The 20,886-nt window shown below is 63.4% G+C and carries 20 protein-coding genes; 3 read left to right on the top strand and 17 right to left on the bottom strand.

Going from position 1 to position 20,886, the window contains the following annotated elements; all coding sequences use genetic code 11:
- Positions 1–7: 7 nt before the first annotated feature.
- The 4 genes from AC3IT0_RS09500 to AC3IT0_RS09485 form a co-directional block, all read right to left on the bottom strand.
- Positions 8–1,003, bottom strand: a complete 996-nt coding sequence (locus AC3IT0_RS09500) for an alcohol dehydrogenase catalytic domain-containing protein (RefSeq protein WP_489323447.1) — start codon at positions 1,001–1,003, stop codon at positions 8–10.
- Positions 1,004–1,270: 267 nt separating this feature from the next.
- Positions 1,271–2,155, bottom strand: a complete 885-nt coding sequence (locus tag AC3IT0_RS09495) for a carbohydrate ABC transporter permease (protein WP_489323446.1) — start codon at positions 2,153–2,155, stop codon at positions 1,271–1,273.
- Positions 2,152–3,081, bottom strand: a complete 930-nt coding sequence (locus AC3IT0_RS09490; protein ID WP_489323445.1) for a carbohydrate ABC transporter permease — start codon at positions 3,079–3,081, stop codon at positions 2,152–2,154. The genes AC3IT0_RS09495 and AC3IT0_RS09490 overlap by 4 nt, the downstream gene beginning before the upstream one ends.
- An 81-nt stretch (positions 3,082–3,162) precedes the next feature.
- Positions 3,163–4,545, bottom strand: coding sequence for an ABC transporter substrate-binding protein (locus AC3IT0_RS09485; protein ID WP_489323444.1), 1,383 nt, complete (start codon positions 4,543–4,545; stop codon positions 3,163–3,165).
- A 346-nt stretch (positions 4,546–4,891) separates the two neighbouring features.
- Between AC3IT0_RS09485 and AC3IT0_RS09480 the strand changes: the two genes are divergently transcribed.
- From AC3IT0_RS09480 to AC3IT0_RS09470, 3 genes are read left to right on the top strand one after another with little or no spacing between them, the layout of a single operon-like run.
- A complete protein-coding gene (locus AC3IT0_RS09480; RefSeq protein ID WP_489323443.1) occupies positions 4,892–5,731 on the top strand; it encodes a class II fructose-bisphosphate aldolase in 840 nt (279 codons plus the stop codon).
- Positions 5,732–5,741: 10 nt separating this feature from the next.
- On the top strand, positions 5,742–7,187 hold the full coding sequence (locus AC3IT0_RS09475; RefSeq protein WP_489323442.1) for an FGGY-family carbohydrate kinase: 1,446 nt from the start codon (positions 5,742–5,744) through the stop codon (positions 7,185–7,187).
- A 58-nt stretch (positions 7,188–7,245) separates the two neighbouring features.
- Positions 7,246–8,691, top strand: coding sequence for an FGGY family carbohydrate kinase (locus AC3IT0_RS09470; RefSeq protein WP_489323441.1), 1,446 nt, complete (start codon positions 7,246–7,248; stop codon positions 8,689–8,691).
- Between the two features lie 213 nt (positions 8,692–8,904).
- On the opposite strand, the gene catC is transcribed toward AC3IT0_RS09470, so the two are convergent.
- The 13 genes from catC to AC3IT0_RS09405 form a co-directional block, all read right to left on the bottom strand.
- Positions 8,905–9,186 carry a muconolactone Delta-isomerase gene (gene catC, locus AC3IT0_RS09465; RefSeq protein ID WP_489323440.1) on the bottom strand — a complete coding sequence of 94 codons (282 nt, stop codon included), beginning with the start codon at positions 9,184–9,186 and terminating at the stop codon, positions 8,905–8,907.
- A 79-nt stretch (positions 9,187–9,265) separates the two neighbouring features.
- Positions 9,266–9,505 carry a dioxygenase family protein gene (locus AC3IT0_RS09460; RefSeq protein WP_489323439.1) on the bottom strand — a complete coding sequence of 80 codons (240 nt, stop codon included), beginning with the start codon at positions 9,503–9,505 and terminating at the stop codon, positions 9,266–9,268.
- 455 nt (positions 9,506–9,960) lie between these two features.
- Positions 9,961–10,440 (bottom strand): GNAT family N-acetyltransferase, encoded by a 480-nt coding sequence (locus tag AC3IT0_RS09455; protein ID WP_489323438.1) that lies wholly within the window; start codon positions 10,438–10,440, stop codon positions 9,961–9,963.
- 661 nt (positions 10,441–11,101) lie between these two features.
- The gene (locus AC3IT0_RS09450; RefSeq protein WP_489322129.1) at positions 11,102–11,914 is read right to left on the bottom strand and encodes an ExeA family protein; all 813 of its coding nucleotides are present in this window, start codon (positions 11,912–11,914) and stop codon (positions 11,102–11,104) included.
- Positions 11,911–12,723 carry a Mu transposase C-terminal domain-containing protein gene (locus AC3IT0_RS09445; RefSeq protein ID WP_489323437.1) on the bottom strand — a complete coding sequence of 271 codons (813 nt, stop codon included), beginning with the start codon at positions 12,721–12,723 and terminating at the stop codon, positions 11,911–11,913. Before AC3IT0_RS09445 ends, AC3IT0_RS09450 begins: the two co-directional genes overlap by 4 nt.
- An 87-nt stretch (positions 12,724–12,810) precedes the next feature.
- Positions 12,811–13,800: a tyrosine-type recombinase/integrase gene (locus AC3IT0_RS09440; RefSeq protein WP_489321638.1), complete on the bottom strand. Its 990-nt coding sequence runs from the start codon at positions 13,798–13,800 to the stop codon at positions 12,811–12,813.
- Complete coding sequence (locus tag AC3IT0_RS09435; protein ID WP_489321639.1) at positions 13,797–14,717, bottom strand: tyrosine-type recombinase/integrase; 921 nt, start codon at positions 14,715–14,717, stop codon at positions 13,797–13,799. The genes AC3IT0_RS09440 and AC3IT0_RS09435 overlap by 4 nt, the downstream gene beginning before the upstream one ends.
- On the bottom strand, positions 14,717–15,934 hold the full coding sequence (locus AC3IT0_RS09430; RefSeq protein ID WP_489321640.1) for a site-specific integrase: 1,218 nt from the start codon (positions 15,932–15,934) through the stop codon (positions 14,717–14,719). Before AC3IT0_RS09430 ends, AC3IT0_RS09435 begins: the two co-directional genes overlap by 1 nt.
- 77 nt (positions 15,935–16,011) lie before the next feature.
- Positions 16,012–16,746 carry a DDE-type integrase/transposase/recombinase gene (locus tag AC3IT0_RS09425; RefSeq protein WP_489323436.1) on the bottom strand — a complete coding sequence of 245 codons (735 nt, stop codon included), beginning with the start codon at positions 16,744–16,746 and terminating at the stop codon, positions 16,012–16,014.
- A 48-nt stretch (positions 16,747–16,794) separates the two neighbouring features.
- Positions 16,795–17,460, bottom strand: coding sequence for a hypothetical protein (locus tag AC3IT0_RS09420; RefSeq protein WP_489323435.1), 666 nt, complete (start codon positions 17,458–17,460; stop codon positions 16,795–16,797).
- Positions 17,461–18,317: 857 nt separating this feature from the next.
- Positions 18,318–18,479: a hypothetical protein gene (locus AC3IT0_RS09415; protein WP_489323434.1), complete on the bottom strand. Its 162-nt coding sequence runs from the start codon at positions 18,477–18,479 to the stop codon at positions 18,318–18,320.
- A 39-nt stretch (positions 18,480–18,518) separates the two neighbouring features.
- Positions 18,519–19,903 (bottom strand): IS3 family transposase gene (locus AC3IT0_RS09410; RefSeq protein WP_489323349.1). Its coding sequence is split into 2 segments (ribosomal slippage): positions 18,519–19,585 and positions 19,585–19,903, totalling 1,386 coding nucleotides; the frame shifts between segments, so codons are not numbered across the junction.
- Between the two features lie 44 nt (positions 19,904–19,947).
- Positions 19,948–20,850, bottom strand: a complete 903-nt coding sequence (locus tag AC3IT0_RS09405; RefSeq protein ID WP_489323433.1) for a phospholipase D-like domain-containing protein — start codon at positions 20,848–20,850, stop codon at positions 19,948–19,950.
- Positions 20,851–20,886: the final 36 nt, after the last annotated feature.

Below are 20,886 nucleotides of genomic sequence, written 5' to 3'. Positions count from 1 at the left end.
GGTCGGTCTAGCGCTGCGGCAGGATGTGGACTTTGCGGGCGGATTCAGAGTGTGCCGCTTCGAGCGCGGCTGCGTAGTCGTCCAGGCCGAAGGTGTGGGTCACCATGCGGGAGGCGAGGTCCGGAAGGTCTCGGATTGCTTCAACCGCCGCCGGGTATGAGGTGGCCAGGGACTGCGAGCCGACGAAGGTCAGCTCCCGGTCGAACAGGTCGTAGGGGAACAGGTCGATGTGCGATGCAGGGCTGACGACGCCCATCTGCAGCAGCGTGCCGCGTTCGGCGAGCTTGGCGATGGCATCGGACACGGCCGAGGGGTGTCCGCTGGCCTCAATGACGAGGTCCACATCCCGCTCCGTGGGGCGCTCCCCCGGCGCGTAGGCGTGGTTGGCGCCGAATTCCAGGGCGGCTTCGCGGCGGACGGGACTGGGTTCGACGACGTCGATGGCCGCTGCGCCCCGGGCGTGCACCAGAGCAGCCGCCAGCAGGCCGATGGACCCGGCACCGTAGATCAGGACACGCTGTCCCTCGACGGGTGCGACCCGGCCCAGGGCGTGAAGGACGCAGGCCAGCGGCTCAATGAGAGCGGCAGTGGTCCAGTCGATGCCTTCTGGCAGGGCGAAGACCACCGAGGCCGGGACTTTGACCAGTTCGGCGACGGCGCCGTTGCTGGTGACTCCGATGGGAACGAGGTTCCGGCAGAGGTTGGTGGCTCCGGCAAGGCACTGGTCGCACGTTCCGCAGGCCACGTTGGGGTCCACACAGACGCGGTCACCGACACGGAAGCCGTCGACGTCCGGGCCGACCTCCACGATCGTGCCGGCGAACTCGTGGCCCGGGACGACCGGGAACGTGCCGGTCGGGTAGTCTCCGGACGCGAGGTGGATGTCCGTTCCGCAGATGCCGACAGCTTCTGGGGCGATGACGACCTCCCCCGAGCCGGGGACCGGTGCGGGAAGCTCCGCTACCTCAATTGAGCCTTTACCGTCCAGGACTACTGCGCGCATGTGCGCTCCTCTCCGTTTTCCTACGGCGGAGGAATATCCTCGACCGTGAGGGCTGATTCATGCTCCGGAAGGCGGAGCAGACGACTGTTGAATCCAAAGCGTACTGTAATTCGTCTCACATGTCCATACCGGACGTACAGTACGTACAATAGAGGGGTTATGCCTGTTTATTTCAGGGCCTCCCCCGGACCGCGAAAGGGACTTACACCCCGGCGGTAGGCCGGGGTGTAAGTCCCTATTGCGATGGCGACTCCTTTGCCGGGCGGGCTACTTCACTGCTCCGAAGAGGAGCCCGCGGACGAGGGACTTTTGGGCGACCCAGCCGGCGATAATGACAGGGATGCTCAGGAGCGTGGCTGCTGCGGCTACCTGGGCGGTGTAGAGCTCGCCGAAGCTGAGGAACTTCTGCAGGAACAGCGGCAGTGTCGAGGTGGAGTTGGTCAGATTCAGGGCGAAGAAGTATTCGTTCCAGGAGAACACGGCGCACAACAGCGCCGTGGAGGCCAGGCCGGGCCGGATCAGCGGGAGAATGATCGACCGCAGCGCCCGCCACTGGGACGCGCCGTCGACGGCGGAAGCTTCCATGATTTCCGCCGGGATTTCCTGCATGAAGGAACGGATCATCCAGATGCCCAGCGGAAGGTTCATCCCGATGTGCATCACGATGAGGATACCCAGAGTGTTAAGGACACCGAGCGCGGACGCAATGACGTAAACCGGGATTATGGCCGCTGCCATGGGCATCATTTTCGTGGAGATGAAGAAGAACAGCACATCCTGGGACTTTTCGACCGGCCTTACCGACAGGGCGTACGCGGCAGGGACCGCGAGGATGATCACCACGGCGGTAGAAACGAGCACGACGATGAGCGAGTTGATGGCATACGCCCAGAATCCCGCCTGGAAGACCCCCTCATAGTTCTCCATCGTGGGCGTGAAGATCAGTTTCGGTGTGGATGCGGCAGCATCCTGCTCGGTCTGAAAACTTTTGAGCAGCATGTACGCGATGGGCAGGAACAAAATCAGGCTGCCCAGCCATCCCCCGAATCCCATGAGAGAGCTCTTAATCTGTTTCGCGGGTCGGCGGCGGCGGATCACGACAGGACCGCCGGCGCGGGATCCCGCGTCCGCCCGGGTTGTTGTGGCGGTCATCGACGACCTTCTTTCTGGAAGATGCCCGAGAGTAGGCGAAGTGCAGGCAGGACAAGCGCAATGGTGATCAGCAGGGCGGCCACACCGAGGGCGGACGCGGTGCCGAAGTCGAAGGAGTTGAAGCCCTTGAGGTAGATGTAATACGTGATGTTGGTGGTCTGATATGCCGGGCCGCCAGCTGTCAGCAGCGCAATCTCACCAAAGGTCTGGATGAGGTTCATGGCCAGGAGCAGCGCGGTCAGCTCAATGTAGGGGCGCAGGTGCGGGAGCAGGATCGACCCGAACTGCCGAAGGGGTCCCGCCCCGTCCATGCGTGCCGCTTCCAGCTGTTCTTGGGGAGCTGACTGCAGTCCGGCGATCAGAATTAGGAGAGCGAAAGGAGTGAACCGCCAGGTCAGCAGGATGATCAGTGCTGCCAGTGGGTATTCGCTGAGCCATGAAACCGCTGGCAGTCCGATCAGGCGGGAGAACCAGCCCAGAAGCCCGAAGCCCGGGTCGAACATGGCGGAGCGCCAGAACAGCGTGACGGCGACCGGCATGACAAAGAACGGCGTGATCGCCAGGGTCCGCGCGATTCCCCGCCCGGGGAAGGAGTGGTTGAGCAGCATGGCCAGGCCCAGACCGATCACAATGCAAGCCACCGTGGAGATGCCGGTCATGAGTCCGGAGTTGCCGATGGAGCGCCAGAACAGTTCGTCCTGGACGGTGGTCAGGAAATTCGCTCCACCGTTGAAGCGCGCGGGCTGGTTGCTGAGGAGGTTCCAGCTCTGGAAGCTGTAGATGAGCGTGAGCAGGAACGGGAGTTGCGTGAGCAGGATGGTGAAGATGAGAGCCGGCAGAAGCGGGCCGCGCACCTTCCAGCGTTCGCCCCGGGTGAGCTCGCGGACGAAGGCCGGGGGGCGGGGGGCGGTGATGGTCTTAGCCAATTTTGGTATTGTCCGATCGTAGCTAAGCGAAGTCCGCGGGAACTCCGGGAGGGAATTCCCGCGGACGGCGCAGTTGTCCTACTACTTGAGATATCCTGCGGTTTTCACCGCGTTGGTGGTGTACTCCTGGCTCTTCCTGAGAGCTTCCTCTACAGACTGAGTGCCGCTGATGGCGCCCGCGACCTGCTGGGATACGAAGTCACCGATGTCGACGAATTCAGGGATCTGTACGTACTGGACGCCCGTGTAGGGCACCTTGTCCTTCGTCGGCTGCTTCGGGTTCGCCGCTTCGATTGACTTCAGCGTCAGATCCGCGTACTGGTCTGCCGCTTCTTTGTACTCGGGGAGTTCGTAGGTCGACTTGCGTGAACCCGGGGGGATGGCATCCCATCCGGCCTTTTCACCGGCGAGCTTGATGTATTCCGGGCTGGTGACCCAGGAGATGAACTTCCATGCAGCCTCGGGCTGCTTGCTGCTGGAAGTGATTCCGAGGCCCCAGGACCAGAGCCAGCCTGAAGCGATGTCGGTCGGACCTGTGGGCGCCATCGCGAAGCCAAGGTTGGCCTTGACCTCCGGGGTTGCCTGGTCCAGAACAGATCCGGCGAAGACTGTGTCGTCGTACCACATGGCGGTCTTGCCCTGGCTCATCTGCTGCAGGCAGCCCTCCCAGCCGTCCTTTGCGGCGTCGGCCTGGCCGCTGTTCCGCAGAAGGTCAACGTAGAACTGCACTGCCTTCGTGGTTTCCGGAGAGGTCAGCTGCGGATTCCAGTTCTCATCGAACCAGCGGCCGCCGAAGGTGTTAATGACCGTCGTGAGCGAGGCCAGGTTCTGACCCCAGCCCGGAAGCCCGCGCAGGCAGATGCCGGAGACGCCCGGCGCAGAGCCGTCCATCTTTGCCGCAGCTGCGGCGATCTCTTCCCAGGTGGGCGTCTCGGAGATGGTGACGCCGGCCTTCTGGGCGAGGTCCTTCCGGTAGAAAAGGAATGACGAGGAGCCGTAGAACGGGGCCGCGTAGAGCTTGTCGTCCGAGGAGACGATGTCCCGGATGGGCTCGGTCAGGTCGTCCATCTTCCACGCCGTGTCCTTCGTGGCGTAGTCCTCCAACGGAATGATCCAGTTGTTCTTGGCCCAGATCGGGACCTCGTAGCTGCCCATCATCGCCACATCGAACTGGCCGGCTTTGGTAGCAACGTCCTTGGTCACGGTGGGGCGGAGATCGTTCTCGGGCAGGGTGGTGAACTTGACCTTGATGCCCGGATTCTTCTGTTCGAAATCGCCGATGAGAGACTCGGCGGTCTTCATCTGCGGATTCGCGGCGAGAGCCACGTTGATGGTGACGTCGCCACCGGTGGTGCCGCCGCCCCCGTCGGTGGAGCAGGCGGTGAAGGAGCCTGCAAGAAGCGCCCCGGCTGCGGTGACAGCCAGCACTTGGGCGGCCTTGCGGCGATGTGGTCGGAGGTGCATGTCTAAAACCTTCCTGGATAAACAACACTGGTTATCAAGCTGTACGGACAATGCGTATCGGCTGGACTGTCTATATCATAAGGGTGACGTGGACCACGGTCAATACTCTAGTTTCCGGCCCCCTCCACCGCCAAAGGTAAGCGCGGCACACGAATGTTCTGAGCGGATTGTACGTACATGCTCGACAATACGTACATGACGGTTTATGGTGGTTGACGGGACAGTTTGGCGCAAGCGAAGCCTGAATCCCGCCCACTTCATAACCGGACCCGAACGTTTAGCAGGCGTAACCGCTCGTGTCCCCGTCGTCGCTCACTCGCAGCGACGACCATCGAAAGGACTATCAATGGCTTTGGTCAGTGGCATGGATGTAATCAAGGAATGCACATCCCGCGGGCTCGTGGCAGGTTCGTTCAACACCACCAACATCGAGACCACGATGGGCATCATCGCGGCGGTCGAGCGGGTAGGGGTGCCGACCTTCATCCAGGTGGCTCCCACGAACGTGGCACTCTCCGGCTTTGAGTACATCTACGACATGGTCACCCGCCGCCTGGCGACATGCGATGTGCCCGTCGCGCTGCACTTGGATCACGGAAAGTCGCTCGAATCCGTCGAAAGCGCGCTGGCTGCTCAGTTCACGTCGATCATGATCGACTACTCGGAGTATTCGTACGAAGAGAACATCAAGGTCTCCGCTCGAGCCCGCCAGATGTGCCCCCCGGGTGTGGCGCTGGAGGCTGAACTTGGCAGCATTGGCGGCAAAGAGGACGACGTCGCACCCGAACATGCCAGCTACACCAATCCGGACCAGGTGAAGCACTTCGTCGAAAGTGTAGGCTGCGACATGCTTGCCGTGTCGGTCGGCAATCAGCACGGATATGCGCCTAATGCCCGGATCAACTTCGACCTGCTTGCCAAGGTGCGGGCCGAAAGCCCGGTCCCCTTGGTCATTCACGGCGGCTCCGGGCTGCCGGCCGAGCAGCTCGGCCGACTGCACGAATTCGGAGTGGTCAAGTTGAACGTCGCGGCCGACCTGCGCAATGCGATGATCCGCGCGTTCGGAGAAGCCTACGCGGCCAACCCCAATGAAAACTCGCTCATCCGCGTCTCCATGGACGCCGTTGCGGCGATTACGGACGTCGTCGAGCAACGGATCCGGACCTTTAACCCGTCTGTGGCATAAGGAAATACCAGTGCTGCCCACAATTACGGTCGACGTTGGAACGACCAGCATCAAACTGTGCATGTTCGGCGCAGGCGGAGGACTGCTCGCATCAGGCCGGCATGCCACCCCAACCGCCAAGGACGCCTGGGGCGAGATCTACGACCTGGAGTCCATGAAGGGCGTCGTGTTCGACTTCGTCCGGCACCTCGATCCAGTGGTGCGGGCTTCAGTTCAAAGGGTAGCCATCACCGGCGTCGGCGAGTCCGGCGGCCTAGTCCGTTCGGACCTTTCGCTGGCATCCCCCATGATCCTCTGGCACGACCATCGAGGCGCCGGCCACCTTGCTCCGCTGACTACGGTGGACCGCGCGCAGATCTATCGGATCACAGGTCTGCCGGTCAACGCCAACTACGGGTTGTCGAAGGTGGCGTGGGCTGCTGCGCATGCCCGGGATGCAGGCGACGATGCCCAGTGGCTGAACATCGCTGAGTATCTGGCCGCCTTGATGACCGGGGATCGCTGGTCGGAGTACTCTCTGGCGAGCCGGACCATGGCATTGGACCTGGACCTCCGCAAATGGTCAGCTGAGGTGTGTGCGCTGGTCGGGCTCGACGTCGGGGTATTTCCGGAGTTGCGGACCGCCGCTGACGGCTCAAAGATCTCACTGGACTGCGCACGGGACGTCGGCCTTCCGGAGGACGTGCGAGTCCACGTAACCGGCCATGACCACATGGTCGGTGCCGTTGGCGCGGGTCTCCACCATGGAGAGCTGCTGAACTCGACAGGCACTACGGAGGGATTGCTGTTCCTCCAGGGTGCGCCCAGTCTCGATGGGCACTCAGCGCAGTCGAAACTGGCGAACGGCATTTCGTGCACGGCCGCGGACTACACCCTGTTCGCTTCAATACCGACCGGCGGTTCAGCGTTCGCGACGTTGCAGAGCATGCTCGGAATGACTGCGGCACAACTGTCCTCATGCATCAGCGACCTGCACGAGCGCTACGTTGCAGGAAAAGTGGATCTGGGCACGATTCCGCTCGTCCTGCCGCAATTCCGCGGCAGCCCGCCGCCCACAAAACGTGGCACCGCGCGCGGAGTAATTGCAGGGCTTCGAACCGACACGACGACGGAAGACCTCGTCCTCGGGTGCTTCCTTGGCATGGCATTGCAGTTCCAGGACGTTCTCGGGTTGTTCCCCACACATCCGGACCGGATAAAGGTCATCGGCCCCGCTAGCTTGAACCCGCTGTGGCTGCAGCTGAAGGCCGACCTGCTGGGAAGCCCGCTTAGCGTCTCAAGAATCACCGAAGTCGTCTCCAGGGGTGCGCAGGCCCTCGCCTCGGACGTGTCGTGCGATTGGGACAGCTGTGAACCCGAAGACGTCCTCGTCGACGACCGCCGGAATGCGCGCCTGGGCGAGTGGTCTGCCGAGATTCAACCTCAGTGGGAGTACCTGAAAGGAGTCCCCGCGTGAAAAACGGAACAACAACAGTAGGGGACCATCAGTCTCGACGAAGTACAGGAGCGAAGCAATGATGCTCGTTGCAGGAGTTGACTCCTCCACGCAGACCTGCAAAGTAACGGTGCGGGACCTCGCCACCGGAATGCGGGTTCGCGAGGGCAAGGCCTCGCATCCGCCGGAGACGATCGTGCACCCGGACACCTGGTGGGACGCGCTGCTCACCGCCGTTCGCCGCGCGGGCGGACTCGAGGATGTTGTCGCCATCTCCGTGAGCGGACAACAACACACACCCGTATTCCTCGACGCGGCTGGCACCGTAGTCTGCAAATCACCCCTGTGGAACGACACCGGATCTCACCCACAGATGGCTGATCTCAACAACGAGCTCGGTCGGGATGAGTGGATCCGCCGCACTGGGCTACCCCTGACGCTTTCCGACACCGTCACGAAAGTCCGCTGGCTCCGGGATGTGAAACCCGAGGCCGCCCGACAGACTGCGGCAGTGGCTGTGGTCCACGACTGGCTTACCTGGCGGCTGATGGGATTCGGCTCAGGGACAGGAGGCGTGGATCAACTGATCACGGATCGGTCCGAGGCCAGCGGCACGGCCTACTGGTCCGGTGAAACAGGCGAATACTGCATGGATCTTTTCGAGCATGCTTTCGGCAAGACGGCGATACTGCCGCGCGTCCTTCACCCACTCGCCAAAGCCGGAGTGACCGGCTCCGGAATTCCAGGCATCCCTGCCGGCATCCCGATCGGGATAGGCAGCGGAGACAATGCCGCCGCAGCCTTGGCACTCGGACTGTCCGACGGAGACGCAGTTCTCTCCCTGGGAACCTCAGGCGTGGTGTACGCCCGGACGGCGACGCCGGTTCATGACTACGCAGGATACGTGTGCAGCTATGCCGACGCCACTGGCGGCCACCTTCCCCTGGTCGCCACGCTAAACGCTGCACGCAATTTTGACCTCGGCGCAGCACTACTCGGTTGCAGCTACACGGAACTCTCCGATTTGGCGCTGCAGGCACCACCTGGAGCTGGAGGCTTAACGCTGCTGCCCTACTTCGAGGGCGAGCGGACCCCCGATCTACCGAACGCCCGAGGCTCCCTGCAGGGTGCGTCCCTAACGAACTTCAACCGTCCCAACTTCGCCCGCGCCGTCATTGAAGGAACCCTCGCCAGCCAGGTAGCGATGCTCGACACTCTTCGGGATTGCAAAGTGAACGCCAGCAGGTTGATGCTCATCGGCGGCGCAGCCGAGAGTCCCGCAGTGCAGAAAATCCTCAACCAGATGGTGAACATACCCGTCGTCGTTCCGGAGTTCGACGAGTACGTCACCAAGGGTGCGGCGATGCAAGCGGCCGCGGCCTTGACCGGTTCGTTCCCCGCTTGGCATGCGGTGGTGGCTGAACTGCAGACTGCGCCACTGGAGGCACAAATTGTGGAGCAGCACACTGCCGCAAAAGCGGTGTTGGGTTACGACGAGGCGAAGCGGGATCAGCTGACCGGGTAATCCTCGAGGTGACGGTACCGCCGGACAGAACCGGAATCTCCCTGTTGCGCCGCCGGGATCCGTACGGATATTGGTCGTTTAGGGCGCGCGCAAACATCAGGATGCGCCAAGGAATGCGCCGCCCACCAAGGTACGAATATCTGTGTTCCGTAGATGCGGGAGCTAATCGAGGCCCCGCAACGAGCACTCTGCAGGAGCCAGGTCGGGGCACATTCAAGGATTTATGCTTGAGGGGTGAGCGGCCAATGGGGTTACGTCTATGCTCATGTGTGGGAAGAGCGGAAGTTGCCAGAGGACGTCGTGGAGGTGCCCGTTGTCAGCGACGTCAAAGATGCTGAGGTTCGAGTACTGTCCGACGCACCGCCAGATATGGACCCAGACTCCGGAGCGCTGCAGCTCCTGCGAATAGGCCTTCTCCTGAGATAGGAGGTCAGCCTTGACCTGTGGATCCATGTCCTCGGGGAGACGCACGTCCATTTTTACGGCAAGGAGCATCGAGCACCCACTTCCTTACTTCTGTTGAATTGAGCCGGAGAAAACTGGCCCCGCAGAGGCGCGGGGCCAGCTGAGGTGGTCAGGCTGGGTCCAGCACGAAGTCGTAGGTGGCTTCTCTGCCTGCGGCGTCTGCTGCGGGCATGGGCGCGATGATGAGTTCGGGTTTGACGGCCGAGGCGATGTCATCCGCTACGTGCTCATCGCCTTGGAAGTACAACTGCGTGGTGATGGGAAGGTGCCCGGTGGCGGACACGATCAGGTGCAGATGGGCGGGGCGCCAGGCATGCCAGCCTGCGTCAACATTAATTCTGGGCTGCACCAATGGCCTTACATTCAGGACCCTGCCACGACAGACCTCGCTACTTGGGTCCGTGCACTGAAACGGCCCGCCTGCTTGAAAGTAGCGCATCAGCTCGGCGTAGGCCTTGCCGGGGCGGTTCGGCAGTCAGTTGCCTTCAACTTTTAAAGTGACGTAGTGAGCATAGAGCTCAGTCTCAGTGGGTTGATCGGCACAGAGGAAACCAGACCGGCGTGAATGTGAGTTCCACGCCAATCGTCCAGAGCACTTTGGACAATTGGAATGGGTCGATGGCCCGGGTGGGCCTTGACGACAAGGACCGTTGCATCCAGGAAACCCGCCAGATCAAGGCCACCCGGCTCGGCAGACGCACGATCCTGCCATCCGCTGAGCATGAACGCTTGAAACAGCTTATTTAGCCCAGATGTGGTCCCGTTGTCATTGGAAAGCCCGGCAGGCCGTTCTCGGGCTGAGCTTTACAGCTCCCGATAGTAGTACAGCATCGGATCCGTGCGGTTAGGTTCGGTGTTGGTGAACCCACGCGCTTCATAGAATCGCCGTGCCCCGGTGTCCTCGCCATCGACGTTGATTTCCATGAGCATGCCGCCCCGATCCCGCAACACATCACATGCAGCGTCCAGGAGAGCGCTGCCCAGACGACGACCACGCAGGTCCGGACGGACATAGAGTTCGTCAAGGATCGCGACCGGACCTTCGTACCAGACGTTCGGCCGGAAACTAAGCACCGCGAGGCCACTCGCTGGCTCGCCGACCAGCAGCACGACCACGTCTTCTCCCGCCAATAGGAGCGCCAGCCGTGGCCTGAGCACGTCTGTGCCAGGGCTCGGCGTCGAAAACTCGCCGTTGAAGTCGTGAAGCAGCTGCGCAACCACACCGGCATCAGCGGTTGTTGCCCGTCGCGGCCTCGCCCCGCTTACAGAATCATCAGTCGTCACGGCTACATCATGCTGGGCAGGTGAGCCGCAGTCCACCCTGACCCCTCAAATGCACAAACAGCCACCCCACGATCCCCTGAGCGCCAGGCGCCGAGGGCGCCCCGGAAGAAGATCCGGGTCCCACACACCTGGATTCTGTCGACATGCCTGGCACCGCCCGCATGGACGCCGATAGAACTTCCGGCTGGATGATCGACGGTCCGCCAAGATCCGCCAGAAAATTCGAAGAACTGCCGGCAAGTCATGTCGCCTGGACCGCATAGCAGCATGAATTGGTGTCGGCAGAAATGGCAGGAAGGGAGCTGAGATCCAGGGTGAACGGCCGCCCGTGGACACCGTGTGGACAATGTCCACACCCCTTTGGCCGGACAAACGGCCACCTTCCCGCTCCCCCAGCCTCCAAGATGGAGCGAAAATAGCGAAAGGATCTCAAGAAATCTCGTCCAGGTCATGTCATCAGCGCAACCGCGAGATATGAATAGGTGACAGACCAACTACGGCCGCCACATCAACCCGATGTTAGGCGTCGCGTTATTTGACGATGGCCGCGTCGGTTTTTGTGACGATGGGCCGGGCACGAAAGCGCCCCGCGGGTTGTTTCCGGCGGGGCGTTCGTCGTCGGCCTGACGTGGTGGCCGTCATTGGTGACGGCGGTTTTTCCCTACTCGCTGTTCTCGGTGATCGCGGATTGGGCGGCGGAGAGGTCCACGATGGCTTTGTTGCCGGCGTAGGTCGCGATCAGGGCGGAGACGGCGAGGTTGTTGACCGACCTTGGGTAGCCGCGTGATGCTTGGTGGATCGCGGCGACGGCGTCGTCGGAGAACAGGGTGTCGGATCTGCCGGCGAATTTGAGGTGGTGGCGGATGTAGTCCGCGGTCTCGGCCAGGTCCATGCCGTTGATCGCGAACCTGGTGGAGATCCGTTGGTCCAGGGCGGCCAGGACGGCGAGTTTGAGTCGGCGGCGCAGGGTGGGCTGGCCGACGAGCAGCAGCGCGAAGTGGCTGCCGGTGTCCATCCCGGTATTGGTGAGCATCCGCAGGGACTCCAGCTCGGTGTTGCCGAGCAGGTGCGCCTCGTCGATCACGACCACGGGCAGGCGGGCGCGTTCGTCCAGTTCCCCGGCGAGCAGGGACGCGGTCTGGTGCGCGAGGACTCCGGAGTAGAACGCTGGCTGCCCGCCCAGGGCGGTGACGATCTGGGACTGGATGCCGCGCATGCCGATCGTGGGGTCCGCGATGTAGATGACCTGGTGGCGGGATGCTTCGAGTTGTGCCAGGGCTGCTCTGACAGCGACGGTCTTGCCGGCGCCGACCTCGCCGGTGACCACGCCCATCTGGCGTTGGGCGACGCACCATTGGATCCGGGCGACCGCCTCGCGGTGCCCGGGGTGCGGGTGCAGGGCCTGGACCGGGATGGAGCGGCCGAAGGGCATGGCTGTGAAGCCGTAGTGGGATTGCAGGTTTGAGATGCTCATTGGGGTCCTCCATTGGTTCCGGTCGCGCCGGCGCCGGTGGCCATTTTCTCGAAGCTGATCGGGGCGCCGGTCAGGGTGGTTTTGTGGCGGGTTTCGACCAGGCGCAGGTAGTCGATCCCGGAGGCGGCGTTCCTCGCGCCGGTGTCGGCGTCTTTGGCGGCGTTGACGGCTTTGGGGTGGACGTGTCGGCGGATCTCGAGCAGGACCGCTTCCCCGGCAGGGATCCCGCCGGCGGCGGTGACCGCGACCGGGCCGGTCAGATCGAACGGGTCATAGACCAGCTCGATGCGGGTGCCGGCCAGCGTGGGGTCGACCTGGTAGGTGTTGCCCTGCAGGGACACCGTCGCGGTCTTGGTGACCTTGCGGGTCACGGACCAGCGGAAGGCTTCGGCGATCACGTCCGGATCCCGGCGGTCCGGGTGCCGGTTTTCCCAGCCCGCGTCCCAGCGGGCCAGCGGCGTCATCGCGGTGGTGGAGTGAACGGTGCGGTGGTAGACCATCTGCACCCAGGAGATGAATAAGGCGTTCAGCTCCGCCAACGAGGTGATCGCGGTCCCGTCGGGATCCTCTCCGGGGTTCCCGACCGGGCCGGTGCCCGGAACTGTCGTCTGGACCGGGGCGTCGATCACGGTGATCTCGGAGAGGAACTGGGAGCTCACGGTGTTGAAGAAGCGCTCGATCTTGCCCCTGCCCTGGGGCCGGTAAGGCCTGGAATGGATCAGCTTCATGCCCAGCCGGGCGCAGATCCTCGCCAGTGACGCGTCGACAAAGGCGCTGCCGTTGTCGACATTGTGCCGACGTCGGCACAATGTCGATTATGCCGACCTTCGCGTTATGCCAACGTTTTCTCGTTGTCCCTGTTCAGCGAGGTGAGAGGGGCGGATTTGTCGGCATAATCAGAGGGCCTCGAGGAAGGCCAGGATCGGGTCCGGAGGACGATAGCGGCCCGGGGCGGTGTCCGCTGGCGTGACGCGGGCGATGGCTCGTTCCTTTTGCGACATGTCCGCGTGCAGGTAGGCGTTGGTCGAGGAGACTTGCGAGTGGCCCAGCCAGAGCGCTATGACCGTGACGTCCACCCCGGCGAGGAGAAGCCGCATGGCCGCCGTATGGCGCAGGGTGTGGGCGCTCACGTGCTTCGTCCTCATCGATAGGCAAGTTGTTCCTGCCGTGGCGGCGTAACGGGTGATCCGATGTTCGATGGCGTCACGGCTGAGTTTCCTGCCGGTGCTTGCGGGGAAGAGCGGATCCGCAGGCGACCCTCCGCGTTCACGCAGCCACGCCCGAAGAACACTAACGGTGGAGGGCACGAGCGGGGTGCGCCGCTCTTTCCGTCCCTTCCCGATGCAGTGGATGTTCGCCCCGGCACCCAGAGACGCATCGGCGCAGGTGAGCCCGGCGAGTTCCGAGATCCGCAACCCGGTCTGGATGGCCAGCAGGATCATGGCGTGGTCGCGCCGCCCGGTCCAGGTGTCCTTGCTGCACGAGTCCAGGAGTGCGTCGACCTCGGCTTCGTTGAGGAAGGTCACCAGGTTCCGGTCGAAGCGTTTGGGCCCGATAGCGAGCACACGTTGGATTGAGGCTGCGTGCTCCGGGTGCCGCAGGGCCGCATAGGTGAAGAGCGAATGGATGGCGGCCAACCGGTTGTTGCGGGTCCGCACGCTGTTGTGCCGGTCCGCTTCCAGATGGGTCAGGAAGGCGGCCACGAGAGGGGCGTCGAGGTCGCCGATATCGAGTCCGCTGGGTGGTTTATGTAGCTTATCGCTGGCGTAGCGGAGCAGGAGCCGGAAGCTCGTTCGGTAGGCATCAATGGTGTGGGGGCTGGCGCCACGCTGGCCAAGGAGCCGGTCGGTGAAGAAGGCCTGCAGGGTGGGGGCCAGCGCGGTCATGACCGCGCCCCGAATCGTCGGTCCAGCCGTTCGGCGGCCAACACCATCAGTTCCGGGGCGGCTGAGAGGTACCAGTAGGTCCCCGCTGGGCTGACATGGCCGAGATAGGTCGACAAAACAGCCATGCCGGCGCCAACATCGGCTCCGGCCCGGTGCCAATCGATCAGGGTTTGGACGGCGAAACTGTGCCTTAGATCGTGGATGCGTGGCTTCACGGTGGCGGTACGCAGCCCGATCCCGGTCATGATGTCGTTGAAGGTGTGCTCAACGCTGCTTGTGCTCAGACCGGTTCCCGCCGGCGTGAGGAAGAATGCCGCGGTCCGGGGCGTGGGGCAGAGCCTGTCCCGGCGTTGGGCGTAGGAGGCCAGAGCTGCCGTGGTGCTCGGATGCAGCGGAACCAGCCTTGCCCATTCGAATTTGGCATGCCTGATCGTGAGCACGCCGGTGCTGAGGTTGACGTCCTCGCGGTTGAGCCCGAGCGCTTCCCCGAGCCGTATCCCCGTCACGGCAATGAGACCGAACAGGGTTTCGTGCGTAACGGCCCGCAGTTCCGGGCGGAGCTGCCCCGCCCCGTCCAGCAGGGCACCAATCTCCTCGGCTGACCAAAGGTATGGGGTGGGCCGTTGCTGGCGGGCACCGAACACATCCAGTGGCGGGATTTCCGTTGCAGGGTCGATGCTTTTCAAGTAGCGAGCGAACCCGCGGACAGAGCCGAGCCGGTGGGCCCAGGTGATGGGCTGGACGCCCTGGCAGTCCCGCGCCCAGGCAATGGCCAACTCGCTCGTTAACACGGTGGCGCCGGACGCCTCGAGGAAGGCCACGAACCGGGGCAGGTCATAGCCTTCCTGCCTGAGCTTGTAGCCCAGATCCCGCCGGAGTCTGAGGTAGTCATTGGCATGGCCGAGGAGCTCTCCCATCACCGTTCACCTCCCGGCCATGGCCGGGCCAGGGCCCGGAGCCCATCAATATCCAGACGGGCGTAGAGGGCGGTGCTCGTCAGGCTCCCATGCCGGAGCACCTGGGCGATCTCGGGCAGGGGAACGCCGGAGTTGACCATCTCACAGGCCAGGGTATGGCGCAGACGGTGTGAACCGACCGGGGCGAGTCCGGCCCGGTGGCAGGCTCGGCGCACAACCAACGAGATCCCGCCCCGGCCCAGGGCCTCAACGGGCGCCAACGATCGCAGGAAGACCGCCCGATGAGAGGTTCGCGGGCGTCCCCGCCGGAGATAGCAGGTAATCGCCTGGCCCACATCAACGGGGATCGGGAGCCGGTCATCACGGCGGCCCTTTCCATGGACCACGACCAGCCCCGCGCGCCAGTCGATGTCCTCGAGGCTCAGCGCGGCGACCTCACTGGCCCGCAGGCCCAGGCGGAGGAGGATGACCAGGATGGCATAGTCCCGCCGGCCCTCGTTTTCCCGCCGGTCACAGGAATCCAGGAGCCTTCGGGCATCCGCGGCGCTGATTCCCGCAGCCAACGGTGAACGGCGGCGTCCGGTAATGGCAAGGGCAGCTCCCGAGAGGTCGGTGGAGACCAGTCCTTCGGTGAAACAAAAGCGCAGGAACGAGCGCACGGCCACTACGAAGAACTGGGTGGAACCGACCGAGACCTTCGCGGCTTCGGTGCGCACGGCATCGGTCACATCCTTGGTCCTCAGATCGGCCAGGGCGCCCGCTGGCGTCTGCTGGGCTAGGAATCGGCGGGCCCGCAGCACGTAGGCGGCCGCCGTGCACTGGGCCAGTCCCCGCTCGGAGAGCAGGAACTTCTCGAACGAGGACAGGAGCACATCGATCGGCGATCCCGGCACAGGCGCCTCGATCTCGGCCTGGACCACGCCTTGTTCAACGAGGACCTCGATCATGGTGTTGAAAACGCGGGGCGGATACGGCGAAATGCGCCCCGCGAAGTGTCTGGCCGCGACGAACTGGCGGACGCACCCGCCCGTCACATCCACAGCTGTCATTGACCGTTCCTGAAGCCAGCGGCTCCAGTCGGCCACCATCCTCAGTTCACTGGCGATCGTTAACGGCGTGTAGCCCAGGTCCTTCAACTTGGATCTGAAAGCAGACGCGAACGGGGCCAACGGCCCCGTCATTCGGACCTTGCTGACCTTGGTTGCAGGCATGGCCATGACTTCCTCCTTCATCCGGATATCGATGCAAGAAGGATCGCGCAGACCTCGCGATTATGCCGACAATTCCCGAAATCTCACCCCGCTGAACAGGGACAACGAGAAAACATCGGCATAACGCGAAGGTCGGCATAATCGACATAGGCCGCGTCGGGGATTCCGTGGGTCTGCAGGGCCGGGCGCAGCGCGGCCGAGAGCCTGACGGCGTCTTCGGCGAACGCCCAGCGGGCCGCGGTGACCAGGCGGGAGTGGTCGTCCAGGAACGCGAACAGGTAGGTTTTCCGGCCTCCGATCCGGGGCCCGTGGAGCCCGTCACCGACCCAGATCTCGTTCGGCCGGGTTGCTTCGAACCGGCCGGTGGCCTGCGCGGGCGTGCCGGTGGGGATCTCCAGGGTGCGGAAGTGGCGCAGCAGTGTCGACTCGGACGGCGCGTCGCCGAGGGTCTCGGTCATGATCCGCCGCACCTGGGCCGCGGTGCGGTGCGGACGCTCCAGCTTCAGCGTCGCTGCCAGTGACAGCACGGTCTCCGGGGTCACCGGGCCGGCGGCCCTTTCCCGCGGCTTGAGTCCGTCGAATCCCTCGCGCTGCCAGGCGCTGATCCACCGGTCCAGGGTCTCGCGGGAGTAGCGCACGGCCTGCCCGGACGGGCCGGTGTGCTCTGCGGCGGCCAGGGCACGGACCATGGGCCCGCGCTGGCGGGAGGTCAGCGACGTGTCCGCGGCATCGCGGATGAGCTGATAGCGGAACAACGCGATCTTTTCCGCCCGGTCCTTGCGGGCCAGGGGACCGCGGTGCGGCTCGGATTCCGTCATGGGTCATTGTCCTTTTCAAGAGGTCAGGAAACGATGGCCCCGGCAGGATCAGCCGGCGCTCCTCCCACCCTTGCCGCCCGGGACGGCAGGCATAAGGGCCAGCTCGTGTTGCTCCCGGTCCTGCCATCGGCCGGCGCTGAAGAAGAACGGACCCGCAACGGCGAGCCCTGCCGTTTGCCACGCCACGGTGGCGACGGAAAACCGGGCCGCGAGCACGCCCGCATACGCCGCCACCGCAGCCAGCGCCCGGCCAGCCGGTGCCGGGGCGGCCGCGGGCCAGAGCCCGGCCGCGTCCGCGCCGTCACGGTGGGAAAGGGCGGTGAACACTTCGGCGATCGGGCCGGCGGAAGCGGCGAATGCGCGCAGCCAGCCGCGCACCGTGGACGCCGGCCGGCCCAGCCGCGCCGCGATCACCCGGTGTCCCGCCCCGCTGGCGGCCTTGGCCTCGATGGCAGAGGCGATCACTTCGGCCGTATCGGCCCGCCGGGCCGCCAGATCCACGCCCAACAGCACATGCGTGGCCGAACAATCCGCGCACCGACCCCGGCGCGGACGCCCGCGCACCAGGGCCAGGTCCGTGCCGGCACCGTGCCGGATCAGCCGTTCCCGCGCCCAGCCCCACGGCCGCAGCCTGCCCCTGCACCCCGGACAGGCCAACCGCCCGCCAGCCAGATCCCACTCGACAGAGACAGCCTCATGACTTACCGTAAGCATCGGCGCGGCCTTTACGCGTCAGAACGGCCGGCGTGGTGCTTCGAAAACTCTCACGCCGGCCGTTCGCCTTATCCGGACATCGTCAGCCTGACGCCGCCGACGGCACTAAATCAAGACACCACCGGAAAAACCTGCATCGTCATCGCCAGAGACGCCCCCACCGCCAAACACTGCGACGCCCAACACCCGAAAGGAAACACAAATGCCCCACATCCCAGTAAACGGAGGGCCTACTCGTCAAGGTCCTGAGCCCGCCACCTCATAGGCCACCGTGGCGCCAGGCACAGTCCGCGGCCGGTCGCAGAGGACCCGCGGAGGGTAAATGTACACACGTCAGCAGCAAAAAACGCCTCTGACGTGGGAAAACGTGCCCGAGGTGGGACTCGAACCGCATTCCAAACCCTGCAAATACAGGGAACTCCCGAAAACATAGGCAATACGAGCCAGTCCGGCCGATGTACGACCCGATCCGAGGGGAAAAGTGTGGACAATGTCCACACTTCTTTTTTGCCCGGTTCCGGGCAGGTCCGAGGAACAGCCCGACACCGGACTCCAGGCCACGGATCCATATTTCCCCCGGGCAATGAAGCATCAATATCAGGCATTCGATTCACCTCCTTCCACATCCTTCGTGGCCCAACGGCCGGAGTGAACATGACAGACTTCACCTAAGTGAGCGCCTACCCGCGAAGGCCAACCTTGCCGTCATGACATCCGGATGTGAAATTTTCGTCACCGAATCCGGCGGAGCTTCAGCCCTATTGCGAAGCTTCTCCTGATGTGGCGCCCCTGCTGGGTCTGGGCCACCACAAGCCCCCCGTACCCTAGCCCGGCGCATCAGCCGCCGCTTGTCACCCCTAGTCCGTTACGAGCCGGGCGAGTGAACGAACACCGTTGGTGAACTGATCGAACTTCAACCTGATGTGACCGTTCTGCAGGCCACCGGTGCTGCGAACAAGTTCATGCGCCTTGAGCTCCAGCAATTCATCCGGCACGAAGCGCGGTGTCGTCCGTGTCACCCAAGCGGAATTTTTCAAGCTGAACGGTACCAACGGGAGTTAGGCGGCTGACTGTTCGGTGTTTTCCTTGGGTTGGTTGATCCATGCGGGCCCGGGCAGGGCCAGTATTTTGGGGTCGGTGGTTTTGGCGAAGCGGTTGGGGTGTTTTGCCCTCGCCGCGGCGAGGGTTTCCGAGCGTTGCTTGGCGATGCCGACGGCGAATCCGTAGTGGACGTTGGCGGGAGTGTGGAAGCCGATTCCGGAATGCTGGTGGTGATGGTTATACCAGTCCATGAACTCGTTGATAAAGGCTCTGGCATCGCCAAGGGAAGCGAAGCGTTCGGGAAACATGGGCCCGTATTTCATGGACTTGAAGAGGCTTTCTGAGTACGGATTATCGTTGCTCACCCGGGGCCGGGAATGTGACCGGGTGACCTCCAAGTCCGAGAGCAGCGCGGCCACTGTCTTAGACGTCATCGACGTGCCCCTGTCCGCGTGCACGACTTGCGGGATGCCGTGGATCCCGAAGATTTCCCTCATCATCTCCACTGCCAGAACCGCGGATTCACTGGCGTGCACGTGCGCTCCGACGATGAAGCGGGAGTGGATGTCGATCATCATGTAGCAGTCGAAGTATTTGCCCTTCACGGGCCCGGCCAGCTTCGTGATGTCCCAGCTCAGCACCTGGCCCGGGGCGGTGGCGACGAGCTCGGGCACGGTCCGGGGAGGGTGTTTGGCCAGGCGGCGGCGTTCCTTGACCTGCTTGTTCTCCTCCAGCACCCGGTAAAATGTTGACAACGAGCCCAGATAGACGCCTTGATCCAGGAGCTTCGCATAGACCTGCATCGGTGCCAGGTCCACAAACTCCGGGGCGTTCAACGCCGCCAGTACCGCAGCCCGCTCGGCAGGGCTGAGCTTGTTCGGTGGAGCTGCCTCCGGCTGGTCCCGGGGCGGGGCCGGCTTGCGGTACACCGTGGTGCGTGAGACCCCGGCCAGGGCCGCCGCTTGCCGGGTGGGGACCTGTTGTTGGCGCAGGCCGTGGTAGGCGGCCATCAATTCTTCTTGGACTTCGGCTCGTCCGGTGATTCCTGAATGGCGTTCTCTAAGAACGCCGAGAGTTTTTCCATGATTCCCAAGGCTGCCTCGGATCGTTTCAACCGGCTCTCACTCACCTCCAACTGGCGGCGCAAACGCGCGATCTCAGCCTGGTCCGACGACAGTTTCCCGATTGTCTCCCCAGGCTTCTTGCCAGCGAGGACACCGGCGTCACGGAGCCGGCGCCATTCAGTCATCTGGGATGAATAAAGGCCCTCGCGGCGCAGAAACGCACCGCCTTCATTGCCCTGGCACGCCGCCTCGTACGAGGCCAAATATTCGAGCTTCTGCACTGGGGTGAACGACCGGCGAGGGGTCGGTCCACCGGAACGCGGTCCGGGACTGTTCATAGGACCATCTTGGCCTACGGCACTCAAAACTGGACTGGACATGATTACTGGATTCCTGATTCTCGCCCCACGCGATTAAGCGGACTTGCTATGAGCCCTTGGTACCGTTCCAGCCTGACACGTAGGGAAGGCCAACGGTCAGCCTCTTCGCCTCTTTCGGATCGGTAGTCATCAGGCAGGAACTCTGGGTAGGACGTCACTTCGACGACGGCGTAGCAATCTCTGGTCTCTGCGCAGATAAAGACCAAGTCTCCTGGCTTGATACTTGGGCGGCCCTTGCCCTCGCCTTTTTGAGGGCTTCCGAAAAACCACTCGCTGCGCCACTGCTCCAGCGCTGGCTCGCCGTACTCGGACTTCAACCACAAAGTCCTGGTTTCATCACGAGCATCAACCAGTAGCTGCTCCACATGAGCCAGAGCAGAGTCCTTGTCCAAGTCACCGGAAGCAGCTGCGTCTGCACGAGTTAGCTTCCGTGCCTGCGAACGAAGCTTCTCCAAGTCCGCCGCTGTTACTACCCGGCTGGGCCAGGTATTGATCGCCCCCTTGGCTGCCTCGACCTGGGCATCTCCCAGCTCAACACCCAGTTCAAAGTTGGGCGACTTTGAGCTGCCCAGCCCGGCGCCTGTCAGATTCGCTGATCCAAGGAAGCCACGGCTACCAGCGATGAACGTCTTGGCATGCAGCCGGTCAACATGGCTGACGATGACGCCATTCTGCCTGAGTTCAGTCAAACCTTCGACCGAAAGGTATCCGTTGGCAACCGCAGTCGGGTCCAAGCATGTCACGAGGCGCCACACATAACCTGACCGTTTGGCGGCCGCCGCCAGACGCCTGCACACGTCGGACGACACATAGGGACTCACAAGGAGCACGTCATTGTCGATCACCTCGGTGGCCTTGAAAAGCCACTCAGCAGCATTCGTATAAACCAAACCTTCATTCATCACGATGAGGACACTACTGTGGCTCCCGGCAGATCTGGC

It is taken from the genome of Pseudarthrobacter sp. KH_020_B (assembly GCF_057840185.1).
Note: the sequence above shows the minus strand (reverse complement) of the source record. Positions and strands in the feature narration are given on the sequence as shown.

Excerpts from the sequence above, each read along its gene's own strand:
- AC3IT0_RS09500 (WP_489323447.1), bottom strand. The coding sequence starts at position 1,003 with ATGCGCGCAGTAGTCCTGGACGGTAAAGGCTCAATTGAGGTAGCGGAG.
- AC3IT0_RS09480 (WP_489323443.1), top strand. The coding sequence starts at position 4,892 with ATGGCTTTGGTCAGTGGCATGGATGTAATCAAGGAATGCACATCCCGC.
- AC3IT0_RS09430 (WP_489321640.1), bottom strand. The coding sequence starts at position 15,934 with ATGGCCATGCCTGCAACCAAGGTCAGCAAGGTCCGAATGACGGGGCCG.
- AC3IT0_RS09420 (WP_489323435.1), bottom strand. The coding sequence starts at position 17,460 with ATGCTTACGGTAAGTCATGAGGCTGTCTCTGTCGAGTGGGATCTGGCT.
- AC3IT0_RS09450 (WP_489322129.1), bottom strand. The coding sequence starts at position 11,914 with ATGAGCATCTCAAACCTGCAATCCCACTACGGCTTCACAGCCATGCCC.
- catC (WP_489323440.1), bottom strand. The coding sequence starts at position 9,186 with ATGCTCCTTGCCGTAAAAATGGACGTGCGTCTCCCCGAGGACATGGAT.
- AC3IT0_RS09495 (WP_489323446.1), bottom strand. The coding sequence starts at position 2,155 with ATGACCGCCACAACAACCCGGGCGGACGCGGGATCCCGCGCCGGCGGT.
- AC3IT0_RS09425 (WP_489323436.1), bottom strand. The coding sequence starts at position 16,746 with ATGACGGAATCCGAGCCGCACCGCGGTCCCCTGGCCCGCAAGGACCGG.
- AC3IT0_RS09470 (WP_489323441.1), top strand. The coding sequence starts at position 7,246 with ATGATGCTCGTTGCAGGAGTTGACTCCTCCACGCAGACCTGCAAAGTA.
- AC3IT0_RS09485 (WP_489323444.1), bottom strand. The coding sequence starts at position 4,545 with ATGCACCTCCGACCACATCGCCGCAAGGCCGCCCAAGTGCTGGCTGTC.
- AC3IT0_RS09440 (WP_489321638.1), bottom strand. The coding sequence starts at position 13,800 with ATGACCGCGCTGGCCCCCACCCTGCAGGCCTTCTTCACCGACCGGCTC.
- AC3IT0_RS09435 (WP_489321639.1), bottom strand. The coding sequence starts at position 14,717 with ATGGGAGAGCTCCTCGGCCATGCCAATGACTACCTCAGACTCCGGCGG.